The organism is Kribbella qitaiheensis (genome assembly GCF_014217565.1).
In the GTDB taxonomy this organism is placed as follows: Bacteria; Actinomycetota; Actinomycetes; order Propionibacteriales; family Kribbellaceae; genus Kribbella; species Kribbella qitaiheensis_A.
The window spans coordinates 240450-262787 of record NZ_CP043661.1 but is presented as its reverse complement, the minus strand read 5'-3'; the positions used below and the strand labels follow the sequence as shown (position 1 = coordinate 262787).

General features: G+C 67.9%; 17 protein-coding genes. 5 read left to right on the top strand and 12 right to left on the bottom strand.

Annotated elements, in window-relative coordinates; translation table 11 throughout:
* The first annotated feature begins 1 nt into the window (after position 1).
* Positions 2–718 carry a hypothetical protein gene (locus F1D05_RS01160; RefSeq protein ID WP_185445434.1) on the top strand — a complete coding sequence of 239 codons (717 nt, stop codon included), beginning with the start codon at positions 2–4 and terminating at the stop codon, positions 716–718.
* Here the strand turns inward: F1D05_RS01160 and F1D05_RS01155 are convergent.
* The 4 genes from F1D05_RS01155 to F1D05_RS01140 all read right to left on the bottom strand — a co-directional run bounded on the left by F1D05_RS01155 (position 663) and on the right by F1D05_RS01140 (position 6341).
* Positions 663–2114 carry a hypothetical protein gene (locus F1D05_RS01155; RefSeq protein ID WP_185445432.1) on the bottom strand — a complete coding sequence of 484 codons (1452 nt, stop codon included), beginning with the start codon at positions 2112–2114 and terminating at the stop codon, positions 663–665. The genes F1D05_RS01160 and F1D05_RS01155 overlap by 56 nt on opposite strands.
* Positions 2111–2734 (bottom strand): DUF222 domain-containing protein, encoded by a 624-nt coding sequence (locus F1D05_RS01150; protein ID WP_185445430.1) that lies wholly within the window; start codon positions 2732–2734, stop codon positions 2111–2113. Before F1D05_RS01150 ends, F1D05_RS01155 begins: the two co-directional genes overlap by 4 nt.
* Before the next feature lie 193 nt (positions 2735–2927).
* On the bottom strand, positions 2928–3149 hold the full coding sequence (locus F1D05_RS01145; RefSeq protein ID WP_185445428.1) for a hypothetical protein: 222 nt from the start codon (positions 3147–3149) through the stop codon (positions 2928–2930).
* A 207-nt stretch (positions 3150–3356) separates the two neighbouring features.
* Positions 3357–6341, bottom strand: coding sequence for a sacsin N-terminal ATP-binding-like domain-containing protein (locus F1D05_RS01140; protein ID WP_185445426.1), 2985 nt, complete (start codon positions 6339–6341; stop codon positions 3357–3359).
* 188 nt (positions 6342–6529) lie between these two features.
* Between F1D05_RS01140 and F1D05_RS01135 the strand changes: the two genes are divergently transcribed.
* Both F1D05_RS01135 and F1D05_RS01130 read left to right on the top strand, forming a co-directional pair.
* Positions 6530–7357, top strand: coding sequence for a PHP domain-containing protein (locus F1D05_RS01135; protein WP_185445424.1), 828 nt, complete (start codon positions 6530–6532; stop codon positions 7355–7357).
* A gap of 71 nt (positions 7358–7428) precedes the next feature.
* Positions 7429–8220, top strand: coding sequence for an SGNH/GDSL hydrolase family protein (locus tag F1D05_RS01130; RefSeq protein WP_206686026.1), 792 nt, complete (start codon positions 7429–7431; stop codon positions 8218–8220).
* Between the two features lie 55 nt (positions 8221–8275).
* On the opposite strand, the gene F1D05_RS01125 is transcribed toward F1D05_RS01130, so the two are convergent.
* The 3 genes from F1D05_RS01125 to F1D05_RS01115 all read right to left on the bottom strand — a co-directional run bounded on the left by F1D05_RS01125 (position 8276) and on the right by F1D05_RS01115 (position 9906).
* Positions 8276–9070, bottom strand: coding sequence for a GNAT family N-acetyltransferase (locus F1D05_RS01125; protein WP_185445420.1), 795 nt, complete (start codon positions 9068–9070; stop codon positions 8276–8278).
* Positions 9063–9278 carry a hypothetical protein gene (locus F1D05_RS01120; protein ID WP_185445418.1) on the bottom strand — a complete coding sequence of 72 codons (216 nt, stop codon included), beginning with the start codon at positions 9276–9278 and terminating at the stop codon, positions 9063–9065. Before F1D05_RS01120 ends, F1D05_RS01125 begins: the two co-directional genes overlap by 8 nt.
* A gap of 133 nt (positions 9279–9411) precedes the next feature.
* Complete coding sequence (locus tag F1D05_RS01115) at positions 9412–9906, bottom strand: MarR family winged helix-turn-helix transcriptional regulator (protein ID WP_185445416.1); 495 nt, start codon at positions 9904–9906, stop codon at positions 9412–9414.
* Positions 9907–9972: 66 nt separating this feature from the next.
* On the opposite strand from F1D05_RS01115, the gene F1D05_RS01110 reads away from it, so the two are divergent.
* Positions 9973–10839 (top strand): hypothetical protein, encoded by an 867-nt coding sequence (locus F1D05_RS01110; RefSeq protein ID WP_185445414.1) that lies wholly within the window; start codon positions 9973–9975, stop codon positions 10837–10839.
* A 168-nt stretch (positions 10840–11007) separates the two neighbouring features.
* Here the strand turns inward: F1D05_RS01110 and F1D05_RS39540 are convergent, their stop codons facing one another.
* The 3 genes from F1D05_RS39540 to F1D05_RS01100 form a co-directional block, all read right to left on the bottom strand.
* Complete coding sequence (locus F1D05_RS39540) at positions 11008–11595, bottom strand: LacI family DNA-binding transcriptional regulator (RefSeq protein ID WP_246486351.1); 588 nt, start codon at positions 11593–11595, stop codon at positions 11008–11010.
* Between the two features lie 66 nt (positions 11596–11661).
* Positions 11662–12036 (bottom strand): LacI family DNA-binding transcriptional regulator, encoded by a 375-nt coding sequence (locus F1D05_RS39535; RefSeq protein ID WP_246486350.1) that lies wholly within the window; start codon positions 12034–12036, stop codon positions 11662–11664.
* 93 nt (positions 12037–12129) lie between these two features.
* Positions 12130–14310, bottom strand: a complete 2181-nt coding sequence (locus tag F1D05_RS01100) for a discoidin domain-containing protein (RefSeq protein ID WP_185445412.1) — start codon at positions 14308–14310, stop codon at positions 12130–12132.
* Between the two features lie 313 nt (positions 14311–14623).
* On the opposite strand from F1D05_RS01100, the gene F1D05_RS01095 reads away from it, so the two are divergent.
* A complete protein-coding gene (locus F1D05_RS01095) occupies positions 14624–15556 on the top strand; it encodes a DUF1996 domain-containing protein (RefSeq protein ID WP_185445410.1) in 933 nt (310 codons plus the stop codon).
* A gap of 72 nt (positions 15557–15628) precedes the next feature.
* Here F1D05_RS01095 and F1D05_RS01090 read toward each other — a convergent pair whose 3' ends face one another.
* Both F1D05_RS01090 and F1D05_RS01085 read right to left on the bottom strand, forming a co-directional pair.
* Complete coding sequence (locus tag F1D05_RS01090) at positions 15629–16630, bottom strand: sugar phosphate isomerase/epimerase family protein (protein ID WP_185445408.1); 1002 nt, start codon at positions 16628–16630, stop codon at positions 15629–15631.
* Positions 16631–16858: 228 nt separating this feature from the next.
* A complete protein-coding gene (locus tag F1D05_RS01085) occupies positions 16859–22249 on the bottom strand; it encodes a ThuA domain-containing protein (RefSeq protein ID WP_185445407.1) in 5391 nt (1796 codons plus the stop codon).
* Positions 22250–22338 lie beyond the last annotated feature (89 nt).

The following is a 22338-nucleotide window of genomic DNA, read 5'->3' as shown; positions in this document are numbered from 1 at the left end:
CATGACGAGTACGGCTGTGGATTTCGAGGCGATCAAGGACAAGCAGCGGGCCGGTCGGGCAGGTGTTCGAGACGGTCTCGAAGTGGGCGCCGCCACCCGCGGGTGTCCGGCCGGGCACCTTGTGGGGTACCGAGGAGCATCTCGCCGAGCTGTTCGGGGACCGGTCGAGTGGGTGACGCTGACGAAGCGTGACTTCGTCTTCCGGTGCCGCTCCGCGGAGCACTTCTCCGAGCGGTTCGGGCAGTTCTACGGACCGATCACCAAACTCACGGGAACGCTCTCCGAGGAAGATCGCGCCCAGTTCGCGGCCCAGCTCGCCGACGTACCGCTGCAGTCGACGACGGCGCCGACCAGACGCTGGCGGCGCATGCCGAGTACCTCGGGGAGGGGGGCGATGACGAGCATCCGGCTGATGGGGCCGCCGGTGATCGAGCCGGGTCAGGGGCCGGCCCGGGTGCCGCGGAGGCGGAAGACGTGGGCGTTGCGCGCGTATCTCCTGGCCCGCTTCGGTTTCACGACCGTTGCTGAGGCTGGAGAGCAACTCCGCGACGGTCTGCCGCTGCGCGCCGAGCTCTCCGTCACTGCGTTTCTCGCCCGCAAGAGGCATGAACGCGTCGCGACTGTGGGCTGCCAACCACAATGGCAGGGCCTGGCAGGTCGCCTTAGCGCTCAGGCGAATTCGTCTGGTGGCCGGATGCGGTGGTGCCGCGGTGGGTGACGTGGAGCCTGAACCCGTACCGGGTGATCCATTCCATGGTGTCGGCGTCAAGGCGCGTGGCAGTCCAGCCTCCATGCGTCTTGATCCGATGGCTCAGCCGCCCCAGCGGCGCCAGGTTGGCTGTGTTCGTCTGCTTCGGCGGTCCGTCCTTGCGGTAGGGCTTGATGTGGTCGAGATCGGTGTTGATCCCGGTCTCGGCGGACCCGTACGGGAACAACTCAACCGGATGGGTCAGCTTCACGCGCTCCCGGATCCGGTGCGGGATCTCGTAGGCGTCGGCGCTGACGGTGTCGTCGTTGAGGTCGATCACCGGCTGCACCACGACCTGGTCATGCCCAAGCAGCTCACCAAGCCGTGCCACAGACACCGGCCCGAACCCTTCAACGCGGGCGACTCCTTCATCGGCGAGCAGGGTCGCGTCGGCGATGTGCGCGTACAACAACGTCCGGGCCGGCCCACGCCGGCCGGTGGAGCCGATGCCGTCGCGATAGGCGGCCTGCTTGATCGCCGCCAACTTCCCCGCGAGTTCCCGGCGCGCGGCGGCACCCATCCCCGGGCCAGGCTTGGCAGCCTGGTCCGGTTCGTCTCCGAGCCCAGCACCCAGATCGAGACCAGAATCCAAGCCCGGGTCGGGCGGAGCACCGGTCCGTGGACCGGGACCTGGCACTGGACCGGGCAGTGGGCTCAACGCACGGACAGGGCCAAGCGGCTGAGGCACAAGGGCAGCGGCCGGTGTCCAGTCATCGAGCGGATGACCGGCGATGCTGGGATGCGGCGAATCCCGGTCGGCATCGGCATCGGGCTCTTCACCGATACCCCAATCCCAGTCCTTGTGCCTAGCGACTGCCGAATCACTGGCGATGTCGGCGCCCACCGCGGTCTCGGACTCGGACACCGTCGCGGGGTCCGTGGCCGTCGCGGTTGCAACCGCGAACCCGGACTCGAATCCGAATCCGAATCCGAATCCGGACACCGTCGCCGCCTCGGGCACGGTCGGGGCCGCGGAGTCCGTCGCGGACGCCGTCGCCGTTGCGATTGCAATCGCGGACTCGGATTCCGGCTCGGGCGCGGGTTCCGACTCGGGTGCGGTCGCGGGCTCGGGCGCGGGTTCCGACTCGGGTGCGGTCGCGGGCTCGGGCGCGGGTTCCGACTCGGGTGCGGTCGCGGGCTCGGGCACGGTCTCGAGCCCCGTTGCAGTCGCCTGCTCGGGAGCAGTGGAAGGGCCGGCGGGGCCGGCGTTGGTGAGGTGCTGGGCTACCTGGAGGAGTTGGTGGGCGAAGGCGGGGTCGGCGAGGATGCCGATCGCCTTCGCGCGGCGCTGGTTCAACGGGTCGGTGTCACCGAGAGCGGCCAGAGCGCCAGCGACCTCGCGGACGGTCGCGTTGAAACGGATCACGTCACCAGTCGACGCCCGGACGACAACATCGTGGTGCCGTGCTCGTCGGTCCGGCCGGGCCACACACCCCGCTCACGGGCCCTCCGCTCCGCCTCGGCCCGGGCCCCGACCGGGTCGACCTGCCAGAAGACGGCCTTGACGATGTTGGCCAGGCGCAGTGGCGTCAACCCGTCGAAGATGTCCGCGACCCGCTCGTCAACAATCGCCGCACCCTCCTCGGGCAACCCTGTACAGGCCTTGGCGATCTGCAACGCCTTCCACGCCTCACCATGACCAGCCCTGACCTGCGCCCACGTCAACGGCAGCCGGTGCCGCAACGCCAGAGCCTGCCCGATGAACAACGCGGCCGACACCTTGCTACGACCGGTCACCGCACCAAACTCGGCCGGCGCGAACTCCGCCACCCCCGGACACCCCTGACCGCCGTACACCTTGCCCCGCTCACCACCAGGCGGCGCCTCGACATGACCGGGAATCACAGCAGGGTCAGGATGAAGATCAGCGAAATGCTGCGCATGCTCGATCAAATCGACATCGATCCGGGTGCGCTCCTCCTGCAAACGCGCCGCCGCAGCAAGCGTCGCCTTCGCACTGAGATCATCCAGATTCGAGTCGAACATGTGTTCGACTCTACGCACCGGATGACCTCCGCTACAAATCGGCAGGCAACCCTGTTTCCCCAATTTTACAAGGGAAAACACAACAAAGCTCAGCGGTGGAGGTGCCTGACGGCAAACAGACAACACGGCGTTACTGGCACCTGGGCAATGAGGCCGACAAAGGCGAGCTCTGCCCGCCAAACAACCAGACGAATCAGCCGTCTGTGCGGAGGCTCTGGAGGCGGTCGAGGATGGTCTGGACGAGCGACGACCGGCTCGTGTCGGTGCTCCAATTGCGGCTGAGGTCCGGGTTCTGCAGCGGGGCGGCGAGTTCGTCGCGCTCGGCCGGGCTGAGCGACGACACCATCAGGCTGGCGACAGCGGGCGCGTGGAACTGCTCGAACGCCGATGCGGAAGTGGCGATCCCCTTCAGCACCGAGGCAGGTCGGCCAAGCTCAGATCGCCTTCCATCAGGGCCGGTGCCATGATCCGGCCGCCCTCGGTACCGGGATCGTCGGCCGCGCTTCATCGGTGGTGATCTTCTGGGTCTGGCTCCGAAGGCCGGACTCGCCGGCTGGTGCTCCGAGAGTCTCGTGTGCATCCGGCCCTGTAAAGGTCCAGGCACCGAGGAGACCGATCGGTGCTACTCGGTGCTGTCGGTGCCGCGGTCGAAGGCTGCGTCGACGAGGAGTTCGGAGGCGCGGGGCGGGTCGCTGAGGATGGCGAGGATGACGTGTCGTTGGTCCCAGCGACCGGAGGCCCAGGCGAGAGCCTTCGCCAGGCCGTCGAACGTTGCGGCATGTGGTTCGCCGTCTTCGCTGACCCACCAGGAGACCTCGACGCCGTCGACGGTGAGCTCCTCGTGTTCCCACCAAAGTTCAGGCGTCCGCGGCACGAGTTCGCGAACGATCGCCGGTACGTCGGCCGCTGTTCCCGGGGCGTCGATCTTGCCCTCGGCAACTTCTTGTGCCATCGGGAGGTCGAGCAGATCACCCAGGCCGTCTGCCACTACACCCCGGGCCACGACGAAACCACCGAGGTCTGTGCGCTGCAGCCACATCGGTGCGTCCGCGACGACGGCCTCGCCGGCGGCGACGATCGCAGTACTGGCACCGCCACCGACCGACTCGTCGCGCTGTTCCGCAGTGGTTGGGCGGGCGCTTTCGCCGGTGAGGACTCGGATCTCGGTCGGGGGGTCCGGGGCGTAGACCGTGAGTTGGCCGAGGTGGTTCCAGAGTCGTAGGAGCGCGCTCTCTGTGATCTCTCGGGCGGGATCCGCCATCCGGGTAAGGATTTGCGCGACGCCGTCGGCCTCGAGATCGCCGACCTCGCGGACCAGGCCGATCGCGGTCCGGATCTCGGGATCCAACCGTGCCGTCCAGTCGGGTGCCTCGTCCAGGTACGCCGCGAGCACCGGATCAGCGTCAGGATCCGCTCGCCCGGCCAGCGGTTCGCCGTCGGGGAGGAGAAGGTGTTCCCGGATCCACCAGGCCGAGTACGACGGTCCGCCGGCGGGCCGGTCGTCCGGACCAACCACCCGGACCGTTTCCACCAAGGCTCGCCGGAGCTCGGGCGACGCGCCGATCAACTCGAGGACCTCGGGCCAGGCGTCGTCCACGACCCAGTCGAGGTCGCGGATCGCGGCCAGCTCCCCCACCGTCGCCCCGAACCTCGAGCCGCCGGGCGCGACGTCGTACGCCCAGTCCTCGATCCCGTCCAGGTCGGCCAGTGCCTCGGGCAGGTCATCGAGGGCGACGTCCGAAGCAGCCACGATCCCGAGTGAGTTGAGTACGCCGATCGCTTCGAGGGCAGGGATTCCGAAGCGATCAACAATCTCGGTAGAGATCGGCGCGACCTCTTCGTCATCGAGCACGGACGCCGCGGGCGATCCCGGAATCACCAGTGCGTTCGCGGGGACCAGCTCGCCGTCGGCGTCTCGCAGTACGAGGTCGGACAGCCACCACAGACCTTCTGCCTGGGACGCGTCGGCGGCAACCACGGTCAGTACGGCGTTGGCGATGACCTCGGGATCATCGGCCTCACCGGAATGCTCGACCGCAACTCGTACGGCGCTGTCCTCCAGCAACGCGCGCGGCGTCGTGGAGAGCGCTCCCAGCCGTTCCAGCGTTCCGTGTACGGCGTCCGGATGCACCACTCGTACGCCGTACTCGCCGAAGACAGCCAGTACGTCGGCCGCCAACTCGTGGCCGGGCAGGAGCAGGCCACGGACGCCACGAACAAGCCGACCGTCCGCCAGCGGAACCGGCAGAGTCCCGAGAGACTCGCGCAGCAACGCGTCCGTCACCATCTCGGAGAGCGCTCCATAGATTTCCCGCCACCACTCCGGCGATTGCGTCTCGGCCACCGAACCGAGTTGGTCGACCAGGTCGGCGAGTTCGAGCCGCCGGACGCCGAGCGCATCCAGTGCGGTCCGATCCTGACGGGGAGAGGCGATCAGACCCGGCACGAGCGGAGCCATGACAGAGTTGAACGCGTCGTCCGAGCCGTCGATAGCCACCCCGTCGCCCGGCCGCAGCAGCGATCCGTCTTCGACCGAGCGGACCAACGGAGTCGTCGGCAGGGCGGCCAGAATCGCCTCTCGCAGCGCACGGTCGAGCCCGCCGGCCGCCAGCCCGACGGGCACCAACGGCAGCACGTTGGCGTCTTCCTCAGCACGGATCCGCAGCAGTTCGGCGTACGCCGTCGCCGCTTCGTGAACGAGTCGATCGGTCAACGGCCCCGCGGCAACATGCCGCCGGGAGGGATCGAGCGGAAAGGTTGCCAACAGCAACGCCGGTAGGGACAACGGCTCGTCAGTAGGCGTCGGGGCGTGCACCACCGAAGGCACCTCCCCCAGCGGATCACGCGGCAACGCCCAGAGCACGGACCAGTGCGGCCGCCAGCGCTCCTCGGTCGGCCGATCCGCGAGCAAGCGCTCTCTGTCGTTCTCGTCGAAGCTCCCGCCGGCCCGCCGCACGTACCACCGCGACTCGGCGTCGGCGAGCACCCGCACCGCCCCATCGAGATCGATCTCGATCCGCTCCAGGCCGGGGAGCGCCAGCAGCAAGGCGTCATCAGCCTCGCCGAGCAACCGTCGTACGAGCTCGGCCGCGGCTTCGTCCCGCAGCGGCAAGATCACTGCGGTGTCGTAGCCCTCGGGAGGTTCTCCGTCGGCCTCGAACGGCAGCCGGAGTACGGGCACCTGACCATCACGACGCCGTACTTCGTCCACCAGTCCCGGCGACCCTACGCCCGCCTCGGCGACCGCAGCAGCACTGTCCGCGCGCGAGAACCGGACGCCACCGGTCCGCGACAGGATCACCGGCTCGTCTGTCACCGCGAGCACCGCCGAGAACCCGACCCCGAACCGGCCGACGCTGGCATCCGCATCGTCGCGCTTGGCCGACGCCCGCAACGTCGCGAGCGACTCGACTCCTTCGGCGGACAACGGCGTACCGGTGTTCGAGACGACCAAGGTTCCCTCGTGGAAGGAGAAGTGCACCCGCCCCGGCACGCCCGCCCGGGCGGCGGCATCGGCTGCGTTCTGGGCCAGCTCGATCACCACCCGGTCGAGGTAGCCGCCGAGCGCGAGGTCCTCCTCGGCGTTCGCGTCCTCCCGGAACCGCACCGGTCCGGCCCGCCCAGGCGGTCAGCACTCGTTCACGAATCGCGGCGGTACCGAAGTGGTCGATCACCCGAGGAGTATGCCTGGGTGGCTGCCCGATCACCCGGGCGGTGCCCTCCGGCCCGGATTACTGTGGCGAGGTGGACTTTCAAGATGTGGTGCGACGGCGGCAGATGGTCCGGAGCTGACGGATGGGACTTCCTGCTGACGGACATGTGCACAGCCAGTTCTCGTGGGACGCGAATCAAGGTGCGATGGAGGAAACCTGCGCGCGGGCGATGGAGCTCGGGCTGCCGGCGGTCTCGTTCACCGAGCATGTGGACTTCACGCCGTTCCGGGCCGGATTCCTCGCGGAGAAGTTCGCGGACCTGGTCACCGACGGGATCCTGAACGCGCCCGTCCTCGATGTCGCGGGATATCTGGAGTCGGTGGAGCGCTGCCGGGCGAAGTACCCGGAGCTGCGGATCCTGACCGGGATGGAGGTCGGGCAGCCTCACCTGCATGTGACCGAGGTCGCCGGACTCCTTGCCCAGGGCACCTTCGAGCGGGTGATCGGTTCGCTGCACTGCCTGCTCGACGGTGACGAGTACGCCGAGCCCTGGGAGCTGTTTCCGCACCGGCCTGCCGACGAGGTCTTCCGCGCGTACCTGGCGGAGATCCCGCGGATGGTGAGAGGCTCGGATGCCTTCGAGGTGTTCACCCACGTCGACTATCCCGTCCGCTCCTGGCCCGGCGGCAGCGAGGCCTTCAGGCCGACCGATTTCGAGGACGAACTTCGCCACGCCCTCAGCGCGCTGGCCGCCGGAGAGCGCGTTCTGGAGATCAACACCCGGATCCCGCTCCACCCGACGATCCTCAAATGGTGGCGGGAGGAAGGCGGCCGCCGCGTGACCTTCGGCAGCGACGCCCACCTCCCGGAAGCCCTCGGCCACGGCCTTGGAGAAGCCGCCACACTGGCCGAGTCGAACGGCTTCAGCCCCGGCAGCAAGCCCGAGGACCCCTGGATCGCCTCGAACTGACCACGTCTTGGAAGCCCGGCCAGGATGGGATGCCTGCACATCGTGACCGCACAGCGGCTATCTTCGGTGCGGTGATCTCACCTGGCAGTCGCTATGTCGCTTTGGGCAGTTCGTTCGCTGCCGGTTCCGGAGTCAAGCCACGGCTCGACAAGGCTTCGGGCCGGTCGCAGCGCAACTACGCGCACCTGGTGGCCGAGGCGTTGGAGCTGGATCTCGTCGACGTCACGTACTCCGGGGCGACGACCGCGAACGTCCTGTCCGAATCGCAGAACGACGCACCGCCGCAGCTCGGTGCCATCGGCCCCGAGACGGAACTGGTCACGGTGACGATCGGCGGCAACGACCTCGACTACATCGGCACCTTCATCCGCGGCAGCCTGATGAACACGCTGGCCCGGCCGGTCGGCCTGATCGCCAAGCGGCTCGGCAACCGGATCCGGGCCCGCGTCAGCTATCTGAAGGATCAGAGCGAGTACGACGCTGCCGCCGACTCGCTGACCGAGATCGCGACCCAGATCAGGAAGAGCGCTCCCCGCAGCCGGATCCTGCTCGTCGACTACCTCACGCTGGTCGGACCGGGCACCCGGCCGCGACTCGACGTACCGCTCAACGAGGAGCAACTGCCGAGTGTCGTGATGATGGCCGAAGGTCTGGCCGCCGCATTCGCGAAGGCTGCGGAGAGGACCGATGCCGAGTTGATTACCGCATCGAGCGCGAGCCTCGACCACGCGGTCGGCTCCCCCGAGCCATGGACCACCGGCTTCCGCTTCGTCCCCTTCGGCGGCGTCCCGTACCACCCGAACGAGGCCGGCATGCGAGCGGTCGCCGACCTCATCGTCAACCACCTGCGAGCAAATCCCTGAGCGCCACAACCAGTGTTGACGAGAAGCCTGAACGCCTAGCTGGAAGAGCTCTGGGTCAGCTTTGGGGCGTGTAGACGTACGGCGTGGTGGTGGTGGTGACCGCCAGGAATCCGAGCCGCTGCAGGATCGGCGAACTGTCGTCCGAGGCATCGACCTGGAGGTACCTGTAGCCGAGTTCCACCGCCCGGGCGGCGCGCACCGCGACCAGCGCCTTGTAGATCCCCTTGCCCCGCCACTCGGCCAGGGTGGAACCGCCCCACAGCCCGGTGAAGTCCGTGCCCTTCTTGTAAACGGCCCACGCGGCGGACACGACCTCGCCGCCGGCTTCCGCGACGAAGATGTCCGTCAGACCGGTGGCGTGGCGCCGGATCAGGTCGTCGGTGAGCCAGGACCAGTCCTGGTCCCAGACCATCGACTCCATTGCCGCGATCCGCGCGAAGCCGGACTCCTCAGCCGTACGCCGGATGGTGACGCCGTCGACCTGGTCGCGCCCGCTCAGCCGCTCGACGATGTCCGCGCTCTCGGCGATGACCACCGTCTCGCGCTCCTCGGCAACGAACCCGGCGGCCGTCAACCGGTCGATCAGGTCGGCGGGCAGATCGTGACCCCGCGTCTTCCACTCCACCGGCTGGTTCTTCTCCGCGAAGTAGTCCCGCTGCCGTGCGATCAACGCGTCCAGATCGTCGACGCCCTCGAGAGAGCGGTAACTCACGAAGCCACGGTTCGGATACTCGACCCGGATCACCGGTCCGTCGGTGCTGGTCGGCACGTCGGCCGCCTCGCTGCCGCCCCGCAGTTGATCGTCGTACGCCGCCAGTAGGACAGCCGCTTTGTTCGTCGTATCAGTCACCGAACGACTCTGACACGACCCGGGGTGCAGCCGCGGGCTTCCCGGCCGACCGCGAGTGCCTGGTCACGGAGCGCCTGAACAGGTTCACCACCTGGCGGGTGATCCGGGTCCGGCGTTGCTGTGCAGCTCCGTCCGGAAGGGGGTTCACCTGGCGTCGCATGTCGTCGGCGACCGTCCTGCGCGCTACCAGCAGGTTCATCGGTTCCATCGGTCCGCTCTCCAGTCCCGGGCCCCCTGTCTGGGGCGCCTTCACCGGTAAGTCGGAGCCGACTGGTCGTTCTTGACATCAACTACTGAGCGCAACAAAGTCGTCGGCCGCTTCTGCATCCTCGGTCCGGTCGTCAGGACCTTTCGGTCGCCAGTACAAGGCGGCGGAGCAGGCCGATGAGTTGGTCCTGGTCCGCCCGGCCGAGCTCGCCGACCAGCTCCTCCTCGACGCGACTGATGTCGCCGATGCCCTGCTGCCAGATCTTCAGACCGGCGTCGGTGAGCATTGCGACCACTTTCCGGCGGTCGTCGCGGTCGTGCTCCCGCAGTACGTAGCCCTGCCGGACCAGTGCGTCCAGGCGGTTCGTCAGCGTTGCCGGCGAGAGGTTGAGTTGGGTCGCCAGCTGCCCCGGCGTCGCCTTGTACGGCGGACCGCCGCGGCGCAGCATGTGCAGCGTCTTGAACTCCCACCACTGCAGCCCATGGCCGGCCAGCACGGCGTCGCGACGCCGGTCCAGGTACTTCGCCAGCACGTGCAACCGAGTCGAGATGCCCTCCACCCGCAGATCCAGGTCTGGCAGTTCCCGAGCGGCCCACAGCTCGATGTGCTGGTCGATCGCATCCTTCATGCGCCGAAGTATTCGGCGCATGAAGCTTTGTTGTCAAACCTTTCGACATCAAAATACTCTGCCGAGATGACCCAGATCGCGCTCTCCGCCGTCCTCCGCTCCGCCGCCACCCTGATGCGATCCGGCCGCTGGGCCGACGCCACCCACCTCCTCGAAGCCGTTACCCCGGCCGATTCCGCCGAGAAGCTGGCCTTGGCCGCCGCGCGGGCCGAGGTCGCCGTCGACCAGGACTTCGCCCAGGTGGTGGACACCGCAGCACCCGCCCTGGAGCTCTTCGAAAAAGCACTCACCGAGTCCCCCGACGAGATCCACCGCTGGGACCTCGCCATGCTCACGCTCCGCAAGACCTACGGAAAGGCGCTCGCCCGCGAGCACACGATCGCCGACGGCGAGGGGCCGGGCGCCGACGGCGAGGGGCCGGGCGCCGAGGGCGAGGAGCCGGGCGCCGAACAGGGCGCTGCCGAGTTGGGCAAGGAGTTGGGGCTGCAAGCTGAAGCACTGCAGGCGACTGCGCCTGATGAGGCTCGTGCCGGGCATGCGGCGTTCTATGCGGGCGTGATCGCGGACAACCTTCAAGTGCTGCCCGACGAGGCATTCGCGCACTACACGGCCGCCTTCGAGCTCGGCAAGAGTTCCGGTGACAAGATGGTGATCTCGTTGGCGCTAAGACATCTCGGCGACCACGCCCACACAGCCGGCGACCTGAAGCTGGCCCGCGCGCACTGGGAACGCTCCACCGAACTTCGCCAGCAGATCGGTCACCTCCTCGGAGCCCTCGCCCAGCAGACCCTGCTCGCCGTGCTCACCCGCGACGAAGGCAACGCACTCGGCGCAGCCGCGCTCGCCACCGAGGTCAACCGCTGGTCCCGCCAAGCCGACCTCCCCTGGATCACCACCCAGTCCGCAACCCTCATCCCCGACCCTGCCGCGTGACTCTGATCCCTGGCCCGATGGGCTGAACCGGGCGGCCTGATCCGGCCGCCTGGCCCGGCCGCTTGATCCGGCCGCCTGGCCCGGCCGCCTGGCCCGGCCGCTTGATCCGGCCGTCTTGCCCGGGCGCCTGGGCTCAGCTGCTCGCACCTGCTCGGCTTCGCACGGGACTCAGGCGGACTCTCGGACTACCAGCTGGGGAGCGAAGATGACCGAGGTGGGTTGAATGGTGGGGTCCGCTATTCGGGCCAGCAGGAGGCGGGCCATTTCGGCGGACATCTTCTCGAGGGGCTGGGCGATCGTGGTGAGGCCTGGTTCGGACTGGCGGGCCGGGAGGCTGTCGTCGAAGCCGATCACCGCGACGTCGTCGGGGACCCGGCGGCCGTGGTCGTGGAGTACCTGGAGTGCCCCTTCGGCCATCAGGTCGTTGGCGACGAAGACACCGTCCAGGTCGGGGTGGTCGCGCAGCAGTCGCCTCATCGCGAGCTCGCCGCTCTCCCGGGTGAAGTTGCCGACAGCAACCGGTATGTAAGGCCACCCGTGCTGGGCCATCGCCTGCCGGAACCCCTTCTCACGGTCCTGCGCCGCCAGCACCGCCGGCGGCCCGGAGATGGTGGCGATCTTCCGGCAACCCCGGTCGACCAGCCGCTCGGCCGCCAGCGCGGCACCCTTGTCATGATCCAGATCCACGAAGCTGATCGGCGTCGGCCGACCCGGCCTGGCGAACAGCACCGCAGGCAGTCCCTCGGCAACGAACAACCCGGGCAGCGGATCGTCCGCATGCGTCGAGACCAGCAGCGCGCCGTCGGCACCACCCCGGCGTACTTAGGCAACAGCCTTGGCGCGCGCCTCGTCGGAATCGGCCAGCACCATCGAAGGATGGATCCCTTCATTACTGAGGTGTTTGACCACCCCACCGGCGATCCGCCCGAAGAACGGATCGCCGAACACCTGCTCGGCCGAGCCGTCCGACCCGGACAGCACCAGCGCGATCGAGCCGGTCTTGCCGTTCACCAGCGTCCGGGCTGCCTTGTTCGGCGTGTAGCCGGTCGTTTCGACGGCCTGCCGCACCTTCCGGATCATCTGGGCGTTGACCTTGTCGCTGCCGTTGATGACCCGGGACGCGGTCGCGCGCGAAACGCCGGCCACCGAGGCGACATCTTCCAAGGTGGGCTCGCGATTCGCAGGCTTCGTGCTCATGGCACCGGATCGTATCTCTGACAACACCGTCTCCCCTGTCGTTTGTCCACAGGCCCGGCGGCCGCTGCCACGACCGCCGGGCCCTGGCCCATTTCAGCGCCGGTAGATCCCGAATTCGTAGAGCGAGTAGCCGAAGCCGGTCCCGCGCTGGGTCCCGGTCAGCCGGACGTACCGCCCCGATCCGGTCAGCGCGAGATCGTCGACGTCACCGTTCCCGTCCGCGGTGGTGTAGACCTGCCGCCAGTTGTTGCCGTCGTCGGAGGCCTCGATCCGGTACGACCGCGCGAACGCGCCTTCCCAGATCAGCTGGACCCGGTCGAACGACTGCACCGACCCCAGATCCACCTGGATCCACTGCGGATCCGACCAGTCGCTGGCCCACCGGGTGGTGTTGTTCCCGTCCGTCACGTTCGACGGCGGGTACGGCGCGCCATTGCCGACCTGCTGGTACGACGAGGCCGTCACCGTCTTGCCCCGGGCGATATTGGTGCCCTCGACCGGAGGGGCAACGACCCGGAACGACCGGGTCTCGATCCCCACGTTGCCGTGACCGTCACGGACGTAGTCGTACAGCTTCCACACCCCGAGCCGCTGCGGCACGGTGACCGTGAACGGCCCGTTGCCACTGGACGGCGTACCCACCAGGGCACCGCTGCCGTCGATGTACTTGCCGCCCACCTTGAACTCGTGCGTCAACGCGTCCCCGTCAGGGTCGGTCACGTTGACGTTCACCGAGATGGTGCCGCCGGCCGGGACGTCCGTAGTACGGCTCAGCGTCATGTTGTTGATCACCGGTGCCGTGTTGCCGCCCTGCTGACCACCGAAGGCCTGCCGTACGGCGTACCACGACAGCCGCTTCTCGCCGGCCGGCGTGAGGTTGAACCAGACAGCCCCGAAGTCGTTCTCGGTGCCGTAGTGGAACAGCGTGGCGCCGAGTGCGACACCCGCGTGCCCGGTGATGCAGTTCCAGGCCTGCAGGTAGCCATTGCGCTTCTGGAGGTCCGTAGGCTCGTTCGGTACTCCGTTGGCGTCGTTCGGGACCTCCCACTCACCAGCCGGCCCGGCCTCGGTGACGATGTACGGCTTGGTGTAGCCGCCGTTGATCCAGTCCTGCTTGACATCGCAGATGTGCCCGTACGAGTTCACTGCGAGCAGGTCGAGGTCAGGCGTGTACTGCTTGAAGTACGGCCATGCGCCGGTCCAGGCGTCGGTCGAGGTGACCGGGTGGTTCGGGTCGATCGCGTGGATCGCCTTGGTCGCGTCGTTGACGAACTTGGCATACGCGATGCGCTGGTTCTCCAGCTCGGTGCCGGAGAAGCAGTTCTGCATGCCGAGCACCGACTCGTTGCCGACGTTCCAGAGCAGCACACCCTGGTTGTCCTTGTACTCCGTGGTCCAGCGCCGGATCTCGGCCAGCATGTTGGCCTTGTACGTCGCGTCGGTGACGTAGTTGACGCAGCCACCGCTACCGGGTCCACCACCAGGCTGGAGCCAGTAGCCGGCGATCACGCGCATGCCGTTCGCAGCCGCGGCATCGAAGAGCGGCTTGGAACCCGCGTCCGTCCCCCAGGTGCGGACGGTGTTGACGCCGATCGACTTCAGGTCGGGCAGGCGCTGGGCCGCCTCGTTCGCCGGCGGACCCCAGGTGAGGCCCTTGATCGTGAAGGGCGCGTTGTTCACCAGCAGCTGCCAGTTGCCCTGACTGCCCGCGACCCGCACGGTGCCGGTGCCCGGAGGCGGTCCGCTGCCACCGGGAGTGCCGTGGACTTCGAACTCCCACAGCGAATAGCCGTAGCCGCCGACGCGCTGAGTGCCGTAGAAGCGCACATAGCGACCGTTGCCGGTCACGTTGAGCGTCTCCGTACCTCCGTGGCCGGTGGTGGTGCTGTAGATCGGGTTCCAGTTCTGGGCGTTGCTCGACACCTCGATCCGGTAAGCCGTGGCGTACGCCGCCTCCCAGCGCAGCACGATCTGACTCACGTCCGCGGACGCGCCGAGGTCGACCTGGAGCCACTGGGGATCGCTGAAGGGCGTCGACCAGCGCGTGTTCAGATTGCCGTCCACTGCCGCGGAGGCCGGCGTACCGGCGCCTTCGTCGGCGGAGGAAGTCACCGGTTTGCCCTGTGAGAGCAGGGTTGCGGCCTGGGCGGGTCCGGCCAGGACGACGTTGCCGAGCAGGACGGTGGCGGCCGCGACCGTGGCCGCGATCGCCGAACGGACACGACGTCTGCGACTTCGGGGCTGCAGCCGGGCGTGTCTTATCAGGAAATTCATCGGGGTACTCCTCGCTGTGTGCATGAGGGGCGGTTCGGCACAGCGACCGGCACGGGACAGGGGTGGGTTGCCGGTGGCCGAGAGATCAGAGAGCGCTCTCTCGTGAGCTGATGGTTACGGCTGCGTTGCCTCCTTGTCAACGCCTCGTCACGCTCAGCCGGTTCCGGAACCGGGGCGCTCTTGACACCGGGCAGGGCCGGGATGAGGCTGTTCCAGAGAGCGCTCTCCCGCGATGTGTCCCACCGCGGGCCAGCCGCTGTAGTCGAAAGAAGATGGCCGCCGCCCCGCGGAATCCCTCGACAGGAGGAGCTCCGTGTTCAAGAAAAGGAAGAAAGTCCTGTCCGCCGGCGGCATCGCCGCCCTCACCCTGGCCGCGCTGCTGACAGCCGCGACCGGTAACTCCGCCCAGGCCGACAACCTGGTCACGCACCATGAGTTCCAGGTGAACTGCACGGTCCATCACCGCGCGACCAACGACCCGATCGTGTTCCCGAACATGCCGGGCGCCTCCCACGAACACAGCTTCGTGGGCAACACCAGCACGAACGCAGCGACCACGTTCGAGTCGCTGACCGCGACCGGACCGTACACGAACACCTGCCTCAATCCGGACGACAACTCGGCGTACTGGTGGCCGACCATGTTCCGGGGCGACCAGCCGATCATCCAGACCTGGGCGCAGACCATCTACTACAAGTCGGGCATCCTGCGGTACCAGGACGTCCGTCCGTTCCCGCCAGGCATCCGGTTCGTCGTCGGCAGCCCGGCCGCGACCCAGGAACAGTTCCGGACCGCACCCGGTGCCGTCGAGGGCTGGGAGTGCGGCAACACCACGCACAACTGGGACTTCCCGGCGAACTGCCCGGCCGGGACCCAGCTGAACGTCCGCTACCAGGCGCCGAGTTGCTGGGACGGTGTCCACCTGGACTCCGCCGATCACAAGAGCCACATGGCCTACCCGGTCAACCTCGTCTGTCCGGCCGACCACCCGGTCGCGCTGCCGATGCTCGAGTTCAAGATCGCGTTCCCCGCTGACGGCGACGAGAGCCAGATCCATCTGGCCAGCGGGCGCGGGTACTCCTGGCACTACGACTTCTTCAACGCCTGGGACCCGCAAACGCTGGCGGCGCTGGTGAGCCACTGCATCAACGGTGGCCTGCAGTGCAACTCGCGTGGCTTCGACCTCTACAAGCCCGACCGGGGTCAGGTCCTCGGCGACAACTACCGGCTGCCCGGGCGGCCGTAGTACGAGATGTCCTGTGGTGCTGGGCTTGAGCAGGGTCCAGCACCACAGGCACTCAACTCGACTCAGCTCGGCTCAGGAGGAGAACGCCGCGTCGAAGGACGCGGTCGGCGGGTCGAAGGCGAGGGTCTTGACGAACTGCAGGGCCTCGGCCGCACCGACCAGGCGGTCCATGCCGGCGTCTTCCCACTCGACCGAGATCGGGCCGGTGTAGCCGATCGTGTTGAGCATCCGGAAACACGCCTCCCACGGGACGTCGCCGTGGCCGGTGGAGACGAAGTCCCAGCCGCGCCGCGGGTCGCCCCAGGCCAGGTGCGAGCCCATCCGGCCGTTGCGGCCGTTGCCGACCTGACGCTTCGCGTCCTTGCAGTCGACGTGGTAGATCCGGTCCTTGAAGTCCCAGAGGAAGCCGACCGGGTCGAGGTCCTGCCAGACGAAATGGCTGGGGTCCCAGTTCAGGCCGAAGGCCTCGCGGTGCCCGATCGCCGCCAGCGTGGCGGTCGTCGACCAGTAGTCGTACGCGATCTCCGACGGGTGCACCTCGTGCGCGAACCGGACGCCGACCTCGTCGAAGACGTCCAGGATCGGGTTCCACCGATCGGCGAAGTCCTGGTAGCCGGCGTCGACCATCGACTGCGGTACCGGCGGGAACATCGCCACCGTCTTCCAGATCGACGATCCGGTGAAGCCGACGACGACATCCACCCCGAGCGCCCGGGCGGCCCGTGCGGTCGTGGCCATCTCCTCGGCGGCCCGCTGCCGAACGCCCTCGGCGTCCCCGTCGCCCCAGATGTGCGCGGGCAGGATCGCCTGGTGCCGCTGGTCGATCGGGTCGTCGCAGACCGCCTGGCCGAGCAGGTGGTTGGAGATCGTCCAGACCTTCAGGTTGTACTTCGCCAGGATGTCCAGCCGGTTCCGGACGTACGACTCGTCCTCGGCCGCCTTCCGGACGTCCAGATGATCACCCCAGCAGGCGATCTCCAGGCCTTCGTAGCCCCATTCGGACGCCAGCCGGGCCACCTCCTCGAACGGCAGGTCGGCCCACTGGCCCGTGAACAGGGTGATCGGTCGTGCCATGACGTCTACTCCTTCTCGTCTTCGGGTGTTCGGGTGTCCCCGGCGCCGCGACCGGAGCGCAGGCCCCGGCGCCGGGGACGAGGACCGGACGAGCCGGTCCCCCGCCGACCGTGCGAAACCGCTCTCCCGGGGTCCGGAGCGGGGCCGAACCACTCCGGTCCGTCGAGAGCTCCTGTACGCCTCTCCGCGTCGGACAGGATGCGGTTTCGCACGGCGACGGTCATCGGGTCAGATCCTCGCCAACAGGTCCTGACCCACAGCTGTCAGCAGCGTCCGGGCAGGTACGTCGCTGACCGTCGCCGCCTGGGCCAGGAACAGGTTCATGGCGACGATCGCCACGGCCCGATGGCCCCGGGTCTGCTGCTGTTCGGCCCGGGCGAGCTGCACCTTGAGGATCGTCGCTGTTGCCGATGGCAACGTCTTGGCGACCCGGTACCGCTCGACCAGCTTGGTGGCTTCGGCGTACGACACGGTGACCGTGAACGGAACGTTGGTCACCGCGGTGTTGCCGGCCTTGTCCTTCGTCGTGACGGCGAGCACGTGAGCGCCGAGCCCGAGTGCCACGCCGTCCAGCTTTCCGCCCGCGGGGACGGGCTTCCCGTCCACGGTCAGCGCTACCGAGGCCACTCCGGACAACGCGTCCGTCGCGGTCGCGGCCACTGTCGCCACGGAGGCCACCCCGAGCGTCCCGCCACTGGTCATCCCGGTGACGGTCGCCTTCGGCGCGCTCCGATCGAGCTTGACCGTCACGGACTCCGCCGGCGAGACGTTCCCGGCGGTGTCACTCGCCCGGACCTGCACGGTGTGCGTGCCCTCGGCCGACACGGTGATCGGAGCCGTGTACTCGGCCCAGTCCCCGTCGTCGATCTTCCGTTCCAGGTAGACCTGACCGGGCTGATCGTCCGTACCCATCGCCGTGGCGACCACCGCGTCGTTCCACCAGCCGCCGAGACCGGACGGCGTGCCCGGGTTCAGCGACAGATTGACCTGCGGCGCCACCGTGTCCTTGACCAGCTTGAAGTAGTCGAACTTCGCCGTCTTCGACGCGACCTGATCCACACCGAAGGCGTAGATCCCGAACTTGGCCGATCCGACGGCCGTGTTCGTCACGGCCGGCAAGGCGGTCCAGGCGAAGCCGTCGGCGGAGTACGAGCCGGTGAAGGTCGTCCCGCTCTTGGCCAGCCTCAGGTACCAGACGCCCTGGGTGGGTGCCGGTGAGGCGTTCGGAGCCGGCTCGACGATCGCGTTCGCGACCTCGCTGCGCAACTCGATCCCCCGGCTGACGGTGCCACCGGGTGCGTTGCTGGCAAGGAAGTCGAACTTCACGTAGTTCGCGTCATCGGCGTACAGCATCAGGCCCGCCTGCTGGTACGCCTCGTCGAAGGCCGACCCGTCCACCTTGGTCTCGATCGTCCAGTTGCCGTCGGGAGCCGGCTGCAGCAGCAGGTTCTTCGGGTTCGTGGCCGTGCCCTGGTAGATGTCGCCCTTGCCAGTGTCGATCTCGAGTTTGTCACCGGTCACCCGGTACGCCGTGGGGTCGGGCCGCACGCTCGCGGACCACCGGCAGGCGTCGAGCGTCGTACCGGTGAACTCGTCATCCGGTGTGGGCTGCTCGGCGGTGTCGTCCGGGGTGATGGTGAAGTAGTCGAACTGCGCGGTGATCGGCAATGCCTCGGTCCGGTTGGCCAGGCCGAAGAGACCGATCTTCGGGTTGGCGATCCCGGCCAGCTGCTTGGTCTCCGACATCTCCGTGAAGGTCGCACCGTCAGCGCTGTACGACGCCTTCAGGTTCACACCGTCACTGGTGAACCGCACCCAGACGGTGTCCGGGTAGTCCGCGCCGAGGTTGGCCGTGTTCGACGCCGCGACCTCGTTCGGTACCGCGTTCTCCTCGCGAATGAATTGGAAGACCCGGTCCGCGGCCGAGGAGGTGGTGTTCCGGCCCTGGATCACCATCTTGGCGTAGTTGTCGTCGTCGCCGTAGACGATCAACCCGGCCTGCTGGTAAGCGAGACGGGCCGGCAAGGTGAACTTCGTCGTCGCCTGCCAGGCGCCTGCCGGGAGCGACTGCAGCACGAGGTTCGGCGTACCGGTGTTGCCGGTTCCGTAGATGTCCGTCGCGGTCAGCGGCAGATTCAGGTTTCCGTTGCTGACGGCAAGTTCCTGGTTGCCTCTGACAATCGAGTTCCAGCGGGACGTGTTGACCGACGTACCGTCGAAGCCGTCCGATCGGCCGGTCAGGCAGGTCGGTGGAGCGGTTGCGTCCACCTTGACGCTGACACTCGCGCTACCGGCGGCACCGCGGGCGTCAGTCACCTTCACGGTCGCCATGTGGGTGCCGGCAATCGTGTAGGTGTGGCTCACGGAAGCGCCCGTGGCCGTGGCGCCGTCGCCGAAGCTCCAGACGTAGGACAGTGGCAGGTCACCCTCGGGATCGGTTGCCGCGGCCGTGAAGTCCACCTTCAGCGGCGCAGGTCCCTGGACTGTGGAGGCCGTCACAGTGACGGCCGGACGCTCGTTCTCGGTCACGCCCTTGCCGATGAACTTCACCCAGTTGACGTTCAGCTGGCCCGTCGTCTTCACGAAGTACAGCGGCCCACTGGCCAACGACGCGCCACTCACCGGTGCCGTGAAGTTGCCGTACGTCTGCCAGGCACCCGTCGGCGTGACCTGGATGGTCGCTATGACGGGGCCGTCCGTCGGCGAACCCTGCCGTACCTGCACGGTCGCACCCGCATCGGGCGAGGCCGCGCGCAGCTGGATCTGGTCGATCCCGGTCAGGTTGGTCGGCTTCCAGCCCCACCAGTCGCCGTCCTCGATGAACCCGATGTTCTTGCCGCCACCGGCCACGTCGCCGGTGTCCTCGACCTGTACGCCGGGAGTCGCGCCCGGCCCACCGGTCTCGTCGAAGAACTCCGCCTCGCGCGTCTTCGGCTGCAGCTGGATCACCTTCTGCGTGGTGATCCGGCCCGAGCCCGGCGCGCCCTGGTCGGTGTACGTGACGGTGACGATGCCGAAGATGTTCGCCCCGACATGGCCCTCGTCGCCCGGCAGCGGGAAGGTCCCCTCGCACCCGTGGTACTGCTCGTACGGATGCGCGTGCTCGTCATGGCCGAGCCCCGGCTGGGTGATCACGTCGTTGCAGTCGATCGTGCCGTCCTCGGGATCCGTGACGGTCACCTTGTAGTGGATCGTGTCGCCGAAGTCGAAGAACCCGCCGTCGACCGGGCCGTCCACCGTGATCGTCGGCGCGGTGTTGCCGGCCGTGATCGTCTTGTTCGAGACGGCCGTCCGGCCATCGCTGTCGGTCACGGTCAGCCTGGCCGTGAACACTCCAGGAGTGGTGTAGATGTGCGACGGCTTCGCCTCGGTGCTGTCGGTCGTGCCATCACCGTCGAAGTCCCAGGCAAGGGTGATCGGCTGCCCGTCCGGATCTCGTGATCCGGCCGAGTCGAAGGCGACATCCAGTGGCACCGGGCCGGAGGTCTTGTCCGTCGTGAACTGGGCTATCGGCGCCCGATTCCCCTGTACATAGTCGATCCGGTAGATGCCGGAGTCAGCGTTGTTACCACCGAACCCGCTCCCCCACTCGATCACGTACAAGGCACCGTCTGGTCCGAACTGCAACGCATGCGGCCGGATGAAGTTCATCCCCTGCAGCATCCGGGAGACGTCCGCGACCTTGGTCCGGTCGTCGTTCAGTTGCACCGAGAACAACCGGCTGTCGTTCCAGTCGGCGAACACGGCCTTGCCGTCGAAGTACTCCGGCCACTTCCGGTCGGAGGTGCTGTCCGGGTTGAACTTGTACGCGCCACTCGTCATCGGTGCGCCACTGCCACCGACCTCCGGTACACCGGTACTCGACTTGCCCATCCACATGGTCGCGGGGATCGCGGCCGGCAGCTGGGTGATGCCCGTGTTGTTGGGCGAGTTGTTCACCGGCGCGTTGCAGTTGAACGTGGCGCCCGAAGTACCGGTGGCGAAGTCGAAGTCGTTGTACGGCGTGTTGTTGCCCACGCAGTACGGCCAGCCGTAGAAGCCGGGCTTCTCGAGGATGTTCCACTCCACCCGGCCGTCCGGGCCGCGAGTCGGCGAGGACTGACCAGCGTCCGGGCCGTAGTCGGCCACGAAGAGGTGGTTGGTGGTCGGGTCGATGCCGATCCGGAACGGGTTGCGGAAACCCATCGCGTAGATCTCGGGACGGGTCTTCGCCGTACCGGCCGCGAACAGGTTGCCCGACGGGACCGTGTAGGTGCCGTCCGCCTCCGGGTGGATCCGGAGCACCTTGCCGTTCAGCACGTTGCTGTTCGCCGCGCTGCGCTGGGAGTCCCAGGCCGAGCGGCCGCCGCGCTCGTCGAGCGGCGCGTAGCCGTCCGAGTCGAACGGGTTGCTGTTGTCGCCGGTGGCGACGAAAAGGTTGCCCTGGCCATCGAACTCGAGTGCGCCACCCGCGTGGCAACACTGTTCGCGCTGGGTGTCGATCCGCAGGACCTGTTTCTCACTGGCCAGATCGAGGGTGTCCCCGGTGAGCTTGAATCTGGACACCTTGTCGTAGGTATCGGATCCGGTCGGCGAGTAGTAGAGATAGATGAAGCCGTTGGTGGCGAACGCGGGGTCGAGCGCGATCCCGAGCAGGCCGAACTCCTGGCCGGTGTAGACGTCCAGGGTGGCCGCGGTGACGACGGTGCCGTTGGTCTTGACGATCTTCACGGCGCCGTTGCGGTCGATATAGAAGACCCGGCCGTCATCGGCGATCGACAGCTCCATCGGGTTGGAGGTGTTGTCGTCCAGCGTGACCTTCTCGTAGCCGGCATCCAGCGAGGCGCCACAGTCGGCCGGCTCCACGCCCGCCGCCGTCTTGATCCCGCCGAGCAGGTGCTCGCGGAACGCCGGATCGGAGTACGACTCGATCGTGTGGCCCATGCCGGTGTACCAGGCGCGGCCGCCGTCGTAGTCCTGGCACCACGCGATCGGGTGCTCGACGCCCATGTTCCCGCCCGTGTACGTCGACTCGTCGAGCGACGCGAGCACGTGAACTGCTCCGCGCGGATTGGTCCGGTAGTTGTACCACTCGTCGGTGCGTGGCCAGGTGGTCGGCAGATCCTTGGTGGACGGGTGCGCGTGGTCCTCGACCTTCACGGTCGCGTTCGGCGTACCGGCCGGGTGGCTGTCGAAGTACGCGCCGACGAGCTTGCCGTACCAGGGCCAGTCGTACTCCGTGTCCGAAGCCGAGTGGACGCCCGCATAGCCGCCGCCGTTGCGGATGTAGCGCTCGAACGCCGCCTGCTGGTCCGCGTTCAGCACGTCACCGGTGGTGGACAGCCAGATGACGACCTCGTACTTCGCCAGCTCGGTGTCGTTGAACATCGCCGCGTCCTCGGTCGCGGTGACGGTGAAGTTGTTGCCGGCGGCGAGGTCCTTGATCGCCTGGATCCCGGCCGGGATCGCGTCGTGCCGGAAGCCGGCGGTCTTGCTGAAGATCAGCGCGTTGAAGGTCTCGTCCCCGTGCCCGGGATGGGCCTGCGCGGGAAGTGTCGCTGACAAGGGGATCGCCAACGCGGCGATCAGGGCGAGCACGAGGGCACGGATGAGCGTTCCGTGCCGGCGTAGCTGGATCATGGGGTTGCTCCTCATGGGTCGGATAAGGCGCGCGCTCCATCTGTGCCCGGTGCCGGAGCACCGGGCGGGTTCCAGGGCGGGTCCCTGGA